This is a genomic window from Phenylobacterium sp., assembly GCF_020253645.1.
GTDB lineage: Bacteria > Pseudomonadota > Alphaproteobacteria > Caulobacterales > Caulobacteraceae > Phenylobacterium.
The window spans coordinates 1-15,348 of record NZ_JADCBG010000031.1 but is presented as its reverse complement, the minus strand read 5'-3'; the positions used below and the strand labels follow the sequence as shown (position 1 = coordinate 15,348).

17 protein-coding genes are annotated in these 15,348 nt (G+C 67.5%); 5 read left to right on the top strand and 12 right to left on the bottom strand.

Translation table 11 applies throughout. The features are described 5' to 3' along the window. From INE98_RS02560 to INE98_RS02540, 5 genes are all read right to left on the bottom strand, one after another. A partial coding sequence (locus tag INE98_RS02560) for a MiaB/RimO family radical SAM methylthiotransferase (protein WP_293536306.1) occupies positions 1 to 805 on the bottom strand: 805 nt, incomplete at its 3' end. Continuing rightward, positions 798 to 1,205 (bottom strand): Fur family transcriptional regulator, encoded by a 408-nt coding sequence (locus INE98_RS02555; RefSeq protein WP_293536304.1) that lies wholly within the window; start codon positions 1,203 to 1,205, stop codon positions 798 to 800. The genes INE98_RS02555 and INE98_RS02560, both read right to left, overlap by 8 nt. 32 nt (positions 1,206 to 1,237) lie before the next feature. Continuing rightward, the gene (locus tag INE98_RS02550; RefSeq protein WP_293536303.1) at positions 1,238 to 1,669 is read right to left on the bottom strand and encodes a GNAT family N-acetyltransferase; all 432 of its coding nucleotides are present in this window, start codon (positions 1,667 to 1,669) and stop codon (positions 1,238 to 1,240) included. Then, positions 1,666 to 2,298: a tRNA (adenosine(37)-N6)-threonylcarbamoyltransferase complex dimerization subunit type 1 TsaB gene (gene tsaB / locus INE98_RS02545; RefSeq protein WP_293536301.1), complete on the bottom strand. Its 633-nt coding sequence runs from the start codon at positions 2,296 to 2,298 to the stop codon at positions 1,666 to 1,668. Before tsaB ends, INE98_RS02550 begins: the two co-directional genes overlap by 4 nt. A 6-nt stretch (positions 2,299 to 2,304) precedes the next feature. Then, positions 2,305 to 2,871: a NifU family protein gene (locus tag INE98_RS02540; protein ID WP_293536300.1), complete on the bottom strand. Its 567-nt coding sequence runs from the start codon at positions 2,869 to 2,871 to the stop codon at positions 2,305 to 2,307. Between the two features lie 170 nt (positions 2,872 to 3,041). On the opposite strand from INE98_RS02540, the gene INE98_RS02535 reads away from it, so the two are divergent. Further along, positions 3,042 to 4,967, top strand: a complete 1,926-nt coding sequence (locus INE98_RS02535) for a potassium transporter Kup (RefSeq protein ID WP_293536298.1) — start codon at positions 3,042 to 3,044, stop codon at positions 4,965 to 4,967. A gap of 43 nt (positions 4,968 to 5,010) precedes the next feature. Here INE98_RS02535 and INE98_RS02530 read toward each other — a convergent pair whose 3' ends face one another. Beyond that, positions 5,011 to 5,490, bottom strand: coding sequence for an Lrp/AsnC family transcriptional regulator (locus INE98_RS02530; protein WP_199285971.1), 480 nt, complete (start codon positions 5,488 to 5,490; stop codon positions 5,011 to 5,013). Positions 5,491 to 5,583: 93 nt separating this feature from the next. On the opposite strand from INE98_RS02530, the gene INE98_RS02525 reads away from it, so the two are divergent. The 3 genes from INE98_RS02525 (at position 5,584) to INE98_RS02515 (ending at position 7,914) form a co-directional block, all read left to right on the top strand. Next, complete coding sequence (locus tag INE98_RS02525) at positions 5,584 to 6,816, top strand: argininosuccinate synthase (RefSeq protein WP_293536297.1); 1,233 nt, start codon at positions 5,584 to 5,586, stop codon at positions 6,814 to 6,816. A gap of 52 nt (positions 6,817 to 6,868) precedes the next feature. Then, entirely contained in the window at positions 6,869 to 7,264 is a 396-nt protein-coding gene (locus INE98_RS02520; RefSeq protein WP_293536295.1) for an MAPEG family protein, read from the top strand. Between the two features lie 65 nt (positions 7,265 to 7,329). Then, on the top strand, positions 7,330 to 7,914 hold the full coding sequence (locus INE98_RS02515) for a hypothetical protein (RefSeq protein ID WP_293536293.1): 585 nt from the start codon (positions 7,330 to 7,332) through the stop codon (positions 7,912 to 7,914). Here the strand turns inward: INE98_RS02515 and INE98_RS02510 are convergent. Further along, positions 7,911 to 9,065: a saccharopine dehydrogenase NADP-binding domain-containing protein gene (locus INE98_RS02510; RefSeq protein ID WP_293536292.1), complete on the bottom strand. Its 1,155-nt coding sequence runs from the start codon at positions 9,063 to 9,065 to the stop codon at positions 7,911 to 7,913. The genes INE98_RS02515 and INE98_RS02510 overlap by 4 nt on opposite strands. 46 nt (positions 9,066 to 9,111) lie before the next feature. Further along, complete coding sequence (locus tag INE98_RS02505; RefSeq protein WP_293536290.1) at positions 9,112 to 9,741, bottom strand: class I SAM-dependent methyltransferase; 630 nt, start codon at positions 9,739 to 9,741, stop codon at positions 9,112 to 9,114. A gap of 294 nt (positions 9,742 to 10,035) precedes the next feature. On the opposite strand from INE98_RS02505, the gene INE98_RS02500 reads away from it, so the two are divergent. Further along, positions 10,036 to 10,650 carry a hypothetical protein gene (locus INE98_RS02500; protein WP_293536288.1) on the top strand — a complete coding sequence of 205 codons (615 nt, stop codon included), beginning with the start codon at positions 10,036 to 10,038 and terminating at the stop codon, positions 10,648 to 10,650. A 15-nt stretch (positions 10,651 to 10,665) separates the two neighbouring features. Here INE98_RS02500 and INE98_RS02495 read toward each other — a convergent pair whose 3' ends face one another. The 4 genes from INE98_RS02495 to INE98_RS02480 form a co-directional block, all read right to left on the bottom strand. Then, positions 10,666 to 13,032 (bottom strand): TcfC E-set like domain-containing protein, encoded by a 2,367-nt coding sequence (locus INE98_RS02495; RefSeq protein WP_293536287.1) that lies wholly within the window; start codon positions 13,030 to 13,032, stop codon positions 10,666 to 10,668. A 327-nt stretch (positions 13,033 to 13,359) separates the two neighbouring features. Next, complete coding sequence (locus INE98_RS02490; RefSeq protein WP_293536285.1) at positions 13,360 to 13,995, bottom strand: hypothetical protein; 636 nt, start codon at positions 13,993 to 13,995, stop codon at positions 13,360 to 13,362. Between the two features lie 46 nt (positions 13,996 to 14,041). Next, positions 14,042 to 14,683 carry a hypothetical protein gene (locus tag INE98_RS02485; RefSeq protein ID WP_293536284.1) on the bottom strand — a complete coding sequence of 214 codons (642 nt, stop codon included), beginning with the start codon at positions 14,681 to 14,683 and terminating at the stop codon, positions 14,042 to 14,044. A gap of 65 nt (positions 14,684 to 14,748) precedes the next feature. Continuing rightward, the coding region (locus INE98_RS02480; RefSeq protein ID WP_293536282.1) for a hypothetical protein at positions 14,749 to 15,348 on the bottom strand (600 nt) is incomplete at its 5' end.

The window sequence follows — 15,348 nt, the reverse complement described above, 5'->3', positions numbered from 1 at the left end:
GGTGCAGGTAGGGCATGAGCTGGGGCAGCTCGGCGTGGGCGGCGATCAGGTCGTCGTCCATGTCCCGGGGATGGCTGGTGGTGTAGCGGATGCGGTCCAGGCCCTCGATCCGGGCCAGCTGTCGGGCCAGTCCGCCCAGCCCGCCCTCGCCGGACCAGGCGTTGACGTTCTGGCCCAGGAGGGTCACCTCGCGCACGCCCCGCGCCGCCAGGCTCCGGGCCTCGGCGAGGATGGCCTCCGCTGGCCGGGACCATTCCCCGCCGCGGGTGTAGGGCACCACGCAGAAGGTGCAGAACTTGTCGCAGCCCTCCTGGACGGTGAGGAATGCGGTGACGCCCGAGGTCGACCGGCCGACCCCCAGGGCGTCGAACTTGGCCTCGGGGGCGAAATCGGCGGCGAGGCGCTCGCCCCGGGCCCGGTGGGTCCGGGCGATCAGCTCGGGAAGCTGATGGTAGGCCTGCGGTCCGACCACCAGGTCGACCGCCGGCTGGCGACGCAGGATCTCCTCGCCCTCAGCCTGGGCCACGCAGCCCGCCACGGCGATGGTCATGCCGAGGCCTGCGGCGGCGCGCTCGGTCTTCAGGACCTTCAGCTGTCCAAGCTCGGAATAGACCTTCTCCGTGGCCTTCTCGCGGATATGGCAGGTGTTCAGGACGACGAGATCGGCCTCCTCGGCCCGCTCGGTCATGGCGTAGCCAAGGGGCGCGAGCACATCCGCCATGCGCTCGCTGTCATAGACGTTCATCTGGCAGCCATAGGTGCGGATATAGAGCCGCTTCGGCGCCCGGGTCGGTGGGTTACTCATGGATCGGGAGGCCGTAGAGCTCCAGACGGTGATCCACCAGCCGGTACCCGAGGCGACGCGCAATGGCCTCCTGCAGGGCCTCGATCTCCGGATCGACGAACTCGATGACCTTGCCGGTGGTCATGTCGATCAGGTGGTCGTGATGGGTCTCGGGCGCCTCCTCGTACCGCGCGCGGCCGTCGCGGAAATCCAGACGCGAGATGATGCCCGCCTCCTCGAAGAGCCGCACCGTCCGATAGACGGTGGCGATGGAGATGCGCGGGTCCACGGCGTGGGAACGGCGGTGAAGCTCCTCCACGTCCGGGTGGTCCTGGGCCTCCGACAGCACGCGGGCGATCACCCGGCGCTGGTCGGTCATGCGCATGCCCTTGGCGATGCAGAGGTTCTCAATGCGGTGCAAACGGAAGTCTCCTCGCCCCCAGAATAGGGCTTTCAGGACGCCGTGTTAAGCGCCCGCCTCAGAACAAGGGCGTCGACCGCCCCGGCGCCCGCCCTCGGATAGTAGGCGCGACGCCGGCCCGCCTCCTCGAAGCCGTGACTGGCGTAAAGTCTCCGGGCGGCGACATTGTCCTCGGCGACCTCGAGATAGACCGCTTTTGCGCCCTCCCTTTCCGCCGCCTCGAGCGCCGCCTGCAGGAGGCGCCCGCCGACCCCGGATCGCCGCGCCCCCGGGCTGACGCCGACCGTCAGGACCTCGGCCTCCCCGGCGACGGTGCGAAGCAGGATCATCCCCGCGCCCTCTTCGAGAAAGGCCACGGCGTCGAGGGCGGAGATCTCTGCGGCGCTCCAGCCCGGGCTGAAGGCGGATGCATGCAGCAGGGCGAGGGCGTCGAGGTCCCTCGGGCCGGCGCGACGCAAGCTCATGCGGCGCTCCGGCCGCCGGGCAACTTCGCATCCGGCGGCCGCATGTAGAGGGGCGCCAGGTCTCCCGGCGCCCGCTCAACCGCGAGGCGGGCGGCGATCGCGACATCCGGCAGCAGCGCCGGCATGCGTTGCGCCCGGGGCATCAGGCCATCCGCCAGCTCCACCGCGCCGACAATCCGGGTGACCCCGTCAAGGTCCTCCAGGCCGGCGAGAAGACCCGCGGCGGGCGGGCCAAGGGGGCGCCCGGCCTCAAACTGCTGGTGGCAGGCCGCGCCCTCCCGGGCAGGCAGGAGGGCCAGGGTTCGCCCTGGCGCTGCGGAGAAGGGTCCGGCGAGGACCTCCAGGCAGCCCAGGCCGACGACGGGCCTGCCGAGGGCCAGGCCCAGGCCCTTTGCAAAGGCGAGGCCCACCCTCAGGCCGGTGAAGGATCCCGGACCCAGGGTGACGGCGATCCTGTCGAGGTCGGAAAAGGCCAGGGCTGCGCGCGCCATGGTGTCCCGAACAAGGGGGGCGAGCCGTTCCTGGTGGCCCCGTTCCATCACCTCGCAGGCGGCGGCCGCGATCCCGTCGCCATCGAGGACGGCCACCGAGCAGGCGGCGAGGCAGGTATCCAGGGCGAGGACCCGCACGCCGCGTCAGAGGGTCTGCTCGACCCGGACCACTTCGGGGACGTAGTGCTTCAGCATGTTCTCGACCCCGGCCTTCAGGGTTGCGGAGGAGGACGGGCAGCCCGCGCAGGCGCCGCGCATGTGCAGCCAGACCGTACCGCTCTCCACCTCGAAGCGATCGAACAGGATGTCGCCCCCGTCCCGGGCGACGGCGGGCCGGATCCGGGTGTCGAGGAGTTCACGGATCTCGGAGACGATCTGGGCGGTGTCGCCGTCGTAGGCGGTCTCTTCGCCCTCGACCTGCCCAGCCCCCTCGAAGAGCGGCCGGCCGGAGGTGAAATGGTCCATGATCGCCGCCAGGACCGGCGCCTTGAGGTGGTCCCATTCCGCAGAGGCGATCTTCCCCACAGTGATGAAGTCGCCACCGAAAAAGACCCGGTTGACGCCCTCGAGGCCAAAGACTTCCAGGGCCAGGGGGGAGTCCCTCGCCTCGTCCGGAGACCGGAAGTCCCGGGAACCGGACTCCATGACGGTCCGTCCGGGCAGGAACTTCAGAACCTGGGGATTCGGGGTGGTTTCGGTCTGGATGAACATTTGCGAGATTTGGCGGTTCCTGACCGACGATGCAAGGCCGGGCGCCAGGCCGGCGACGGGGCCGCATCACATTGAACCCTCCCCGGAAAGGGTGTATCGCGCCCAACGCTCGCGGGCCTCAGGCAGGCGGGCCGTCAGTGGGGCGAAGCGCGGGGCCTTCGGGGACAGTCATGGCGGATGCAGCCGAGTCAGCCGGCGGCCCTCACACCGGGGGTGGAGACCCGCATGGCGGACGGCCGGAAGGGCTGGCCGCCCTCACCCTGGGCGCTCTCGGGGTGGTGTTCGGAGACATCGGCACCAGTCCCCTCTACGCCATGCGCGAGGCCCTCGCCCACTCCCGGGCCGACGTGTCCGCGGAACTCTCCGTGCTGGGCGTCGTCTCGCTCATCACCTGGGCCCTGATCCTCGTGGTGACCCTCAAGTACGTCGCCCTGATCATGCGGGCCGACAACAAGGGCGAGGGCGGAACCCTGGCCCTGATGGCCCTGGCGCAACGCGCCCTCAAGCGCCGGTCCGGAACCGTGCTCCTGCTCGGCATGGCCGGAGCGGCCCTCTTCTACGGGGACAGCGTGATCACCCCCGCGATCTCGGTCCTGGGCGCCGTGGAGGGGCTCAGGGACGCCCCGGGCGTAAGCCCGGAGCTCGGGGGGCTTGTCCTGCCCATAGCGGCGGCGATCCTGATCGTGCTGTTCCTGGTGCAGTCCCGGGGGACGGCCACCATCGCCAAGGCCTTCGGACCGATCACCCTGGCCTGGTTCGTGATCCTCGGGGCGCTCGGGGTCTATCACATCTTTGACAGCCCCTCCGTGCTCCGGGGCCTTCTGCCCCACTACGGGGTGATCTTCCTGATGGACAACGGCTTCGTCGGGTTCGTGATCCTCGGCAGCGTCTTCCTCGCCGTGACGGGCGCGGAGGCGCTCTACGCGGACATGGGTCACTTCGGGAAGGCGCCCATCCGGGCGGGATGGCTGGCCATCGTCCTGCCCGCCCTGGTCCTGAACTATCTCGGCCAGGGCGCCATGGTGCTGGATCGGCCGGAAATGCGGGACAACCCCTTCTTCGGCATGGTCCCCACCCTGGTCTACTGGCCGGTCCTGCTGATGGCTGCTGCAGCCAGCGTGATCGCGAGCCAGGCGGTGATCTCGGGGGCGTTCTCCGTCACGCAGCAGGCGGTCCAGCTGGGACTCCTGCCGCGGATCGATATCCGGCGGACGTCTGAGACCCAGGCAGGCCAGATCTATGTGCCCCAGGTGAACACCTTCCTGATGGTCGGCGTGATCCTCCTTCTCCTGACCTTCCAGACCTCGTCCAACCTCGCCGCCGCCTACGGGATCGCGGTCACCGGCTCGATGTTTGTCGACACCCTGCTCTTCTTCGTCATCATCCGGTATCTGTGGAAGAAGCCCCTCTGGGTCGCCGTCCTCGCGACGGCCGGCTTTGGGGCCCTGGACCTGGTCTTCATGTCCTCCAACCTTCTCAAGCTGGCCCAGGGCGCCTGGCTGCCCCTCTTGGCGGGCGCCCTGATGGTGGTGATCATGTGGACCTGGAGCCGCGGCACGCGGATCCTGGCCGAGAAGACCAGGAGGGACTCCGTCGCCCTCGGCGAGCTCATCGACATGCTCCAGGCCAGGCCGCCGCACCGCGCTTCCGGCGCGGCGATCTTCCTGACCTCGGACGCGGACGTGGCGCCCGTCGCCCTCATGCACAACCTCAAGCACAACAAGGTGCTTCACGAGCGGAACATCATTCTGACCGTGCTCACCGCCCAGACGCCCCGGGTCCGGGACGAGGAGCGGATCCGGATCGAGCCGGTCAATGACGACTTCAAGAAGCTCACGGTGTCCTACGGGTTCATGGAGAGCCCCAACATCCCCAAGGCCCTCACCCTCTGTCGCCAGCAGGGGCTGAAGTTCGACATCATGGCCACCAGCTTCTTCCTCGGCCGCCGCTCGGTTGTGCCCTCCGCCAGTTCCGGAATGCCGCTCTGGCAGGACAAACTCTTCATCTTCCTGATGCGCAACGCCGCCAACCCGACGGACTTCTTCCGGATTCCGCCCGGACGGGTGGTGGAGCTGGGCACCCAGGTCACCGTCTGACCTGCCGATACGGCGGCGCGCCGGGGCCCGGACTGCGGGGGATTCAGGGAATCGGCAGTTCGAAGCTGCGCTTGAGGGTTTCCATCGGCACGTCAGTCTTGACGCTCTGGACGCTGGGAATCCGGGTCAGGTGATCGGCCTGGAACCGCCAGTAGGTGTTCAGGTCCGCCGTCACGATCCGCAGCAGGGCGTCGCAGTCGCCGGTGGTCAGGTAGCACTCGACGACCTCGGGAAACTGCCGGACGATTTCCGCGAATTTCTGGGTCTGCTCGGCGTCCTGGGTCTTGAACCAGACCCGGGCGAAGACCGTCAGGCCAACGCCGATCCGGGCCCCGTCCAGGACCGCCACGTAGCGTTCGATCACCCCCGCCTCCTCCAAAAGGCGCACCCGCCTCAGGCAGGGTGAAGGCGACAGCCCGACCTCCGCCGCCAGCTCATTGTTCTGGATCCGCCCGTCCCTCTGCAGGGCACGGAGGATGCGGCGATCTATGGCGTCCAGCCGGACTGGCAGATTGTTGGTCATGTTCTCATTCTGATGGAACTATATGCCAATATGCTACTCCGATATGGCATCTTCGCAATCAAATTTCGCAATTCCTGGCCTAGACTTGTGTGCATGAGCAAGCATGGCATCAAGAAAGTCGTCCTCGCCTACTCCGGCGGCCTCGACACCTCCATCATCCTGAAGTGGCTGCAGACCGAATACGGGGCGGAGGTCGTGACCTTCACCGCCGACCTGGGGCAGGGCGAGGAGATCGAGCCGGCGCGGGCCAAGGCCCTGGCCGCCGGGGTGAAGCCCGAGAACATCTTCATCGAGGACGTGCGCGAGGAATTCGTCCGCGACTACGTCTTCCCCATGTTCCGGGCCAATACGGTCTACGAGGGCCAGTACCTCCTGGGCACCTCCATCGCGCGGCCGCTGATCGCCAAGAAGCAGATCGACATCGCCCGCCAGACCGGCGCCGACGCCGTCAGCCACGGCGCCACCGGCAAGGGCAACGACCAGGTCCGCTTCGAGCTGGGCTACTACGCCCTGGAGCCGGACATCCACGTCATCGCCCCCTGGCGGGAATGGGACTTCAAGTCCCGGGAGGCCCTGCTGGACTTCGCCGAGAAGCACCAGATCCAGATCGCCAAGGACAAGCGCGGCGAGGCGCCCTTCAGCGTCGACGCCAACCTCCTGCACTCCTCCTCCGAGGGAAAGGTGCTCGAGGACCCCGCGGTGGAGCCACCCGAGTTCGTGCACATGCGCACGATCTCGCCCGAGGCCGCCCCGGACGAACCGACCGTCATTTCGATCGACTTCGAGGGCGGCGACCCCGTGGCCATCGACGGCGTGCGGATGAGCCCGGCGACCCTTCTGACCCGCCTGAACCAGCTGGGCCACGACAACGGGATCGGTCGCCTGGACCTGGTGGAGAACCGCTTTGTCGGCATGAAGTCCCGGGGCGTCTACGAAACCCCGGGCGGGACGATCCTGTTGGCCGCTCACCGGGGGATCGAGTCCATCACCCTCGACCGGGGCTCGGCGCACCTCAAGGACGAGCTGATGCCCCGTTACGCCAGCCTGATCTACAACGGCTTCTGGTTCTCCCCTGAGCGCGAAATGCTGCAGGCGGCCATCGACCTGTCGCAGAAGCACGTGACGGGCCAGGTCCGGGTGAAACTCTACAAGGGCAATGTCACCGTCATCGGCCGCACCAGCCCCTGGTCCCTCTACGACCAGGACCTCGTGACCTTCGAGGAGGGCGCCGTCGCCTACGACCACCGCGACGCCGCCGGCTTCATCAAGCTCAACGCCCTGCGCCTTCGGGTCCAGGCCCGCCGGGACCGCCGCGCGCAAGGGTAGTTCCCCAACGGTCAGGGTCATGTCACCCTCAGGACAAACCGGAGGAGTCTTCATGAGCTTTCCAAACCTGACCGCGATCGTCTCCCTGCTCGCCCTTCTGACCTACTTCTGGATGGGCCTCAGGGTGGGTGTGGCCCGTCGGAAGTCCGGTATCGACGCCCCGGCCATGTCGGGCGATCCGATGCTGGAGCGGTATCTGCGGGTCCAGGGAAACACCCTGGAATGGCTGCCGATCTTCTTCGTGTCCCTCTGGCTGTTCGCCATCTACTGGGGCGATGTGACAGCGGCGGCGCTTGGCCTGGTCTGGATCGTGGGACGCATCCTCTACACCGTCGACTACTCGCAGGCGGCCGACAAGCGCGGCCGGGGATTTGCGATCCAGGCCCTCGCGGCTGCGATCCTGCTGTTTGGGGCGCTGGGCAAGGCGGTGCTTGTGGTCCTCTCCTGACCGGCGGCCATACTTTCGCCTGAGACCTATCCCAAACCCGTGACGTCCCGACTCTGGAGCCTCAGATGCGCCTGACGCGTTTCGCCCTTATCGCCAGCCTGGCCCTGGCCGCCGGCCTCGCCGCCTGTACGACGGCCACGCCCTATCAGCCCCTGCTCGCCGGATCGCCGGGCCTCGGCGGCTATTCCGATGTCAGGATTGAACCCGGGCGCTACCGCGTGACCTTCACGGGCAACAGCCTGACCTCCCGGGAGACGGTCGAGCTCTATCTCGCCTATCGGGCGGCGGAGCTGACCCTCGCCAACGGGTTCGACACCTTCACCCTGGTCAACCGGGAGACGGACCGGAAAACCACCACCCGGGTCGACCCCCATCCGGAGCCCCTGCCCTACTGGCGGCCCTACTGGCGGTACTACGGCCCGTATGGCTGGCGTCTCTACGACCCCTGGCTGGACGGGCCTTTCGGTCGCCCCCCCATGGACGTCTCGACGATCGAGAAGTTCACCGCCTCGGCGGAAATCGTCCTGGGCAAGGGCCCCAAGCAGCCAGGCCAAACCGAGACGTTCGACGCCCGTGCGGTGATCGAGAACCTCGGACCCCGGATCCAGAGGCCCGAGGACGGCCGGATGAAGCCGAAGAACCCGGGTTAGGCGGTCTCGTCGGTAAAGGCCAGGCCGGCGCGGGCTGCGAGACGGTCGATCAGGGGAACGCCCAGGGCCGCTCCCGGGGTCCAGACCCCGCCGGGGGTGGCGGGGGTCCGGATCAGCTGGATCGCCGTCTCGGCCATCATCTTGGACGTCGAGCCGTAGCCGGGGTCGCGGTCGCCCTTCACCGAGACCCGCACCTTGCGGCCGTCGGCGCCGATGCCCACGAACAGGATGTCGTAGAAGCCGTTCTCCCGCTCCTCCAGGCTCGGGCCCTCCCCGGGCTTCGGCGCGCCGGCGCCGCCGAGGTCACTAAACGAGGTGCTGGAGCCCGGCGCCGTGACGGACATCTCGTCATAGGCGAAGTCCGTCCCCCAGGGGTGGCCCTGCAGGAAGTTCGAGCGGTGGACGTTCTTGGTGTTGATGGCGGCCATCATGAAGGGCCCGACCTCGGCGCCGACATCCTCGTCGAAGGCCGTCTCGTTCCCGGGCGGCTGGGCCGGGCCGGTAAAGCCGGGGGTCAGGGCGAAGGGGTTGATCATCAGCTGGAACAGGGCGGGGTTGCGTCGGATGGCGTCCATGGTGGCCGCGCCGCTGGCCGCGGTGCCGCCGGACAGGCCGCCCCGCATGTTCCGCACCCGGCCCTTCACCCGCGGGACCGGCCCGCCAAGACGCCGCTTGGCCGTCTCCTCCGCAAAAAGGACCCCCAGCTCGAAGGGAATGGAGTCGAAGCCGCAGGAAAACAGAATCCGCGCGCCGGAGGCCTTGGCGGCCTCATGGTGGGCGGCGACCATCTCGGCCATCCAGTTGGACTCGCCGCACAGGTCCACATAGTCGGTCCCGGCCTCGACACAGGTGGCGACCAGGTCCGACCCGTAGAGCTGGTAGGGCCCGACCGTGGTCACGATGACCTTGGCGCGGCGCACCATGGCCCTCAGCTGGGCGGGATCGGCGGCGTCGCAGACCACCAGGGGCGTCGAGGCCGGGGCGCCAATCAGGTCGCGGACCTCGGCCAGCTTGTCCGCCGACCGGCCGGCCATGGCCCAGGAGACCTCGCCCCCGGGCGGCTGGGTGCGGACCAGGTGCTCGGCCACGAGGCGGCCGGTGAATCCGGTGGCGCCATAGACGATGATGTCGAATTCCGCGTCGGCCCGCATGGGTCCCTCCCTGGCTGTCGCCTCCGATATGGACCCTGAAGAGCCCTCAGCCAAGCCGCCGTCGGGCGAGCCAGACCGAATGTCCCCCGCAGTCCGGGTCCTCCGGCGCAAAGTCGAGGACGTCGAAACCCTCCGCAGCCAGGAGTCTGCGGTAGGCGTCGGGGGACAGGCTGGCGTGGTGCAGGGGATCGCCCCCGAATTCGCCCATGGCCGTCCCGGCGTCAGGCCCGGAGGTGAACATCAATGCCGCCCCGGGCGCGGCGCGGGCGCCCAGCCCCCTGAAAAGAGCCTGCTGGTCCGCCGGCGTCAGGTGGAAGAGGCTGTCCCAGGCCAGGAGACCGTCGAAGGTGTCGCCGAGGTCCAGGCTGCGCATGTCGGCGCAGATCCAGGTCCCGGCGGGAAGCCGCTCCCGGGCCCGGTCGATGGCGGGCGCCGAGGCGTCCACGCCTGTGACGGCGAACCCCTGGGCGAGAAGCCAGGCGCCCAGGGGCCGCCCGGTCCCGCAGCCCAGGTCCAGGACCCGGCTCCCGGGGGGCAGGAGGGCGGCGAACCGCCCCATCCAGCCCGCCTCCAGGCGCAGGTCCGGCCCCCGCACCCGGTCCCAGAGGTCCGCATGACGGGTGTAGAGCCCGGTCACGTCGGCCGCCGCCCGGGCGATCGGGTCATCCGGCGTCACGGCGCGGTCCGTGACAGAAGGTTGGGCGTGACGGGGATGACCGAAGCGCCTGCGAGCCGCGCGACCAGGCTTGGGCACGGGCGGGAATGAGCATCATGAGGCGCCTCAGATCGTCGGGGCGACCAAACAAGGGCGCGTCGCATGAAGCAGGTCCTGACTTGTCCCCAGAACAGGGGACATACGTTTCCGCGCGCCGTGTGTAACCCTCCGATCATGAATGTCCGATCTGTCGCCGCACTTGTCTTGGTTGCGACAACGGGGCTTGGAGTCCAACCCGTCGAAGCGCAGATCGACGTGAACCCGTCCGTCCATGTCTTTGAACCCGGCGGCGCCCCGGAAACTACGCTTATCGTAACCAACTCCAGCGCGGCCAATGCCTTTGTGGCTGTGAAGGCGCGCGAGGTCATGGCCCGTGGGGAACTGGATGAGAAGTTGCGCGAGGACCCCGATCCGGAAACCTTGGGATTAATCGCAACGCCAAGCCGCATCATTCTGGAGAAGGGGGAGCGGCGAGGGATCCGCATTGTTGCGCTCGGGAAACCTGGCGGCGAGGACCGTGTCTGGCGCGTCCTCGTTTCGGAAGTTGCGGGCAAGGTCAAGGAGGGGGAATCGGGCGTCGCATTCCTTCTGGCCTATGACGTCCTGGTGATCCAGCGGCCCGCAGAGGCGCAGGTCGCGGTCAGTGGCAAGCGAAATGGGAACACGCTGACGCTCAGCAATTCAGGCAACAGTTTTGGCGTGATCACCGAAGTCCGGCACTGCCCGACCGCGCGCGACTGCACCAAGCTGCCGGACAACAAGAGGCTGTATGGCGGGCGCAGCTGGACAGTAACCCTGCCTTCGGAAACCGGAACGGTCGAAGTCGTGCTGCAGGGGCTCAACGCGCGGCAAGAAACGCTTCGCTTCTGAACGCTGCGGTCGGTTTCAGGGCTGGACCGGGCGGCAGACCATCTGGCCGGCATTGACGAAAGTCGCAGTGCTCGCCGCAAGACCCGTCACCTTCGCACCGTAACGACCGCCCTCGCCGAGTTCTGCGACCAGATCGCCTTCAGCGCCCAGTTCGATCTGGAAACGTCCCTGGTCATCGGTTTCGCCAAGGCCGCCCTTGCCTGACAGCGAGGCGTTGGCCAGCGGCCTTCCGGCTTCATCGACCAGCTGACCATAGACCAGGATGATGCGGATCGATCTGCGCACCAGCCGTTTGACAGTTCCGGGGAAGAAGACCGCAGGCTCACGACGGGTGTCGAAACTGGCGACGCCGCCGAGGGCGTCCACGCCGACTTCGCCCATGCTGAAGGGCGGCGCGCCGACGAACACCGGATACGATCCCTTGATCGAGGTGCGGGTTCCGCCCGGCGCGCGGAGCTGATACCGGACGTCAGACGCCGCATCGGGCGCCTCCACCGCGATTCCCGCCCCGGTAAAGTCGCCGCCGCCCAAGGCCAGCCGCTTTTCGGCGTAACCGAAGCTGGTCTGCACGCGCCCGAACAGCGAGCTGCTCGAAAGCTGCTCTTCGATCTGGGCGTCCGCCGAGAGATCGGCGTAGGTGTAGCGGAGATTCGCCCCCAGCCGGCCCGACAGGCGGTCGAATTGCTGGCTGACCCCTGCGCGCAGCTGGAGCGGGCCGAGGTCCGTGTCGAGGCTCCGGCTCCAGTCGCCGGAGACGAGCCGGCGAGAGAGGACGCCGCCATTGCTCTTTCGCCCTTCACCCCCGGCATACAGCGTCTTGGAGGACGTCCCGCCAAAGAGCGCCAGGCGAATGCCGACGCGCACTGTCCAGCTCGTGCGGCTGTAGCTGCCCGAGGCATCCAGGTCCCATCGCTGGCCGCCAGCCTGCCGAAAAGTCCAGCGCAGGTTTGGGAGGATCGTAAAGCTTTCCTGACCAGGCCCGTCGCGCTGCCACTGTAGTCCGCTGGTCAGCGAGAAATTGCCCGAGTTGTAGCCGCCAAAGGCGCTGAGCGAGGTGGACGGGCGCCCGAGGCCGACTTCGGGATCGAATGGGGCGCCGGGCGGTCTTTCGGGTCCCGAGATGTGCCGGGCGTCGAGGGACCAGCTGAAGGTCTTGCTGTTCCCCGACACATTGGCCTGGGCGCCGAATTGGCCCTGTGCAGTTCCGGCGAGCGTGACCGATGTCCGCCAGTCGCCCTGCAGATAGATCGCGCCCAGCTCCGCCAGCTGGCGCTTCTCGGCGCCTTCTCCACGAACAAAGAGGCCGAGCTGCGATCCCGCGCGCAGGCGGTATCCGGCGCGCAGGGTGGGAGAGAGGAGGCTGGGCAGAAAGCCGGCGTCGGCGCCGCGAAGGCCTGTGTTCCAGCCACCTTCGACAAACCATTCGGCATCGCCGTAGCCGGGAAGCCCCGACGCACGGGTGAAGATACGCCGCTCCTCACGCTCGCCGCTCGCATCCTTGATCCGCAGTGTCAGCGGGAAGGAGCCGCCGGGCAGTCGGGAGGTGTCAAGCGTCACGCGCCCCGGCGCGATCCGCTGCGTATCGAGCAAGACCCCGTCACGCAGGATATCGACCCGCCCGGAAAGCGGCGCATCGATGATCAGCGGGGTATCCGCAATGCTGTTGCGTTCAATACGCGCCTCGGTGCTGCTGGCGATCTGAGCGCCGACCAACCGCTCGAAGAAGGCGAAGTTATAGGAAGAGGGCTGGATCAGGCCGACGCTGAAGGCGCTGCGGTTGCCAACCTGACGGAAGTAGGCGCGGTCGAGCGAGCTGCGCTGACCGGAAAAGGTCGAGTCCGCGGTAATGTGGCGGCGTCCCAGCCCAAGCACGAAACGGGGATTCAGGGTGAGATCGATCCGGTCGCTCGCCAGGCTGTATTGCAGCCCCATGGCGCCCGCCAGCGTCGGCGGCCCTGGCTCCGGATCGGGCAGAAAAGGTCTGGCCTCTCCGCGGACTTCAGGGGCCAGAAACAGGTCGATCCGCCCGCTATCGCGCGACAGGATGATGCCCACCACATCCGGATTGAGCCGGCCGCACCCGGCGGTGGGCGAAGGCGAACAGGAAAGCCCGGCATTGGTGGGCAATTCCGCGCGGAGCGCGGCCATGACCCGGGCGGCGTCTTTCAGTGGAGGCAGCTTGGAGATCAGCGCAGCGGGATCAGCGAACCTTGCGACGCCGGGCGATAGCAGCACCGGCGCCTGCCCCTGCAGCTTGCCATCGACATACAGTTGCAGCGGCGTTTCGCGCGCTTCGAGGAGGTCGTCGAAACCCTCAGGCCTCTCGGTTTGCAGAGAGGTTGACCTGGAAGGCTCGCGCCCGCCCTGCGCAGCGGCCTCCATCGGAGTCTGAGCGAAGGCCGGTGCGGCGCAAGGCCAGGCAAGCGCCGCGTACACACCGAGCGCCAGCCGGACCCTGGCCCTTGAACGACTGAAGTCCGCCTTGTCCGCCTTGTCCGCCTTGTCCGCCTTGTCCGCCTTGTCCGCCTGAGGGCGCGTGAACGCGGGGAAGGGCGTCCGGAAAGCGAATAGAGGCTGCGGACCCATCCTGTGATCAAATTGACCCGTAGACTCTGAACACAGACATGGTTCCGTTATTTCCAAACTCAAATCGTCTGTATAAATTTAGAATGCGATGGATTCTGGAGTGGATCAGTCGCCTCATGATAATCATGAGAGTTCAAACGGAAGAAGAAGATCACGTTCAGGACTCTCAGCCCTATTCAATCTGTGTGAAATCAATTCTACTTGGTTATCAAAGTCAGTTTGCGGCGACTTTGAACAGTATATTTGCAGAATAGGACCTATCGGGACGGCGGCGTTACACGTCTCGCCGGTGGGAATGGGGCCGGTGTGGGCCACCTCGCGCGACATGACCTGAGCCCACTGGCCGTTGCCGCCACCGGCAAACAGCACCTCGAAGGGCGCCTGGGCGAAGCCCGAAGCCTTACCCGCGCGCGCAGGCCCGACGAGGGCGAAGTTCGAGCCGATGTCGATGTTGAGGGTCGAGACGCCGGGCTGGCTGAAGGTGATCCGCGGCGAAAGCTCCCCCGTTCCGGATCTGGTCAAACAGAACCACTCAAACGTGGCGATGCCGTCGATGGTCAGGTCTGACGTCACCAGCCCCAGCGCAAAATCATCCAGCTCGCTGATCCGGTTGCTCGGCCCTCCCGGCGCACCCACCACGGTCATCGAAACCTGGAAGTCGCCGGTGCGGGTTGGCCCAGGCGCACCATCGCTCGCCGCCATCGCCGCGCCGGACAAGCCAAGGGCGAGAGGCGCCGGGGGGATCTCCACCCTCCTCATGCACCTTCTCCTCGGTCGAGGGCGCCTGCCCGCATGGGCGGAGCCTTCAGTTCGCAGTGACCGTGACCAGGATGGTCGCGGAATACGTTCCGGTGGGATTGCTGGCGTCGGCGGCGCTGAGGAGACGTACGGAGACGCCCGGCTTGTTGGCCCCAATCGTTCCGTCCGAGTTACCGTAGATCCCGCTGAAGGCGCCCCAGGAACATGTCTCACCGGTTGTGATCAGGCCGGCGGAGGGCGCCCCGCGCGCCATTGGCAGATGCAGCCCATTGGTCCAGGAGTCCCTAAGCTGCACCTGGAACGGCACCTGGGCGAAGCCCGAAGCCGTGTCCGCACGCGCAGGTCCGACGAGGGCGAAGTTCGATTCGATGTCGCTGTTAAAGGTCCCGACGCCAGGCTGGCTGAAGGTGATCCGCGGCGAAATCTCTCCCGTTCCGGAGCGCGTGACACAGAAAGGCTGGCCGAACGAGAAGGTGGCGCCGGTCAGGTCGGATTGCATCACCGACCCGATCGCAACATCAAACAGTTCTCGGACCTGGACGCTCGGCCCACCCGCAGCGCTCACCACGGTCATCGAAACCTGGAAGTTGCCGGTGCTGGTGGCCCCGGGCGTACCGTCGCTCGCCGCCATCGCCGATCCCGGAACCACCAGGGCCAGGGCCGCCGCCGCGGTCAGAAATCTTCGCATCTTCCCGTCCTTCCTGTCGTCGCGCCGGCGCCCGGGCGCCGTCCCTCACCGCCCAGGCGGCGCTTTCAGTTCGCGGTGACCGTCACCACAATGGTCGCGGAATAGGCCCCGGTCGGATTGCTGGCGTCGGCGGCGGCGAGGCGGCGAATCCCGATCATCGGCTTGGGGGCCCCGGGTGCACCGCTTGAGGTCCCGTAGACTGAGTGGTGGCCCCCCCCGGTGCATGTCTCGCCGGTTGTGATCGGGCGGGTGGAGGGCAAGCCGCGCGCCATTACCTCTACTCCATCGGTCCAGGGGTCGGAAATCGACACCACAATCGGCACCTGGGCGAAGCCCGAAGCCGTGCCCGCACGCGCAGGGCCGACGAGGGCGAAGTGCGACCCGATGTCGCTGTTGAAGGTCCCGACGCCAGGCTGGCTGAAGGTGATCCGCGGCGACACGCTGCCCGTTCCGGATCGCGTCAAACAGAAAGGCTGGACGTACCCGTCGAAGGCGGTGAATGTCAGGTCGGATTGCGTCACCAACCCCCCCAAATCAAAATCATCCAGCTCGCTGACCTGGACGCTCGGCCCACCCGCAGCGCTCACCACGGTCATCGAAACCTGGAAGTTGCCGGTGCTGGTGGCCCCGGGCGTGCCGTCGCTCGCCGCCATCGCCGATCCCGG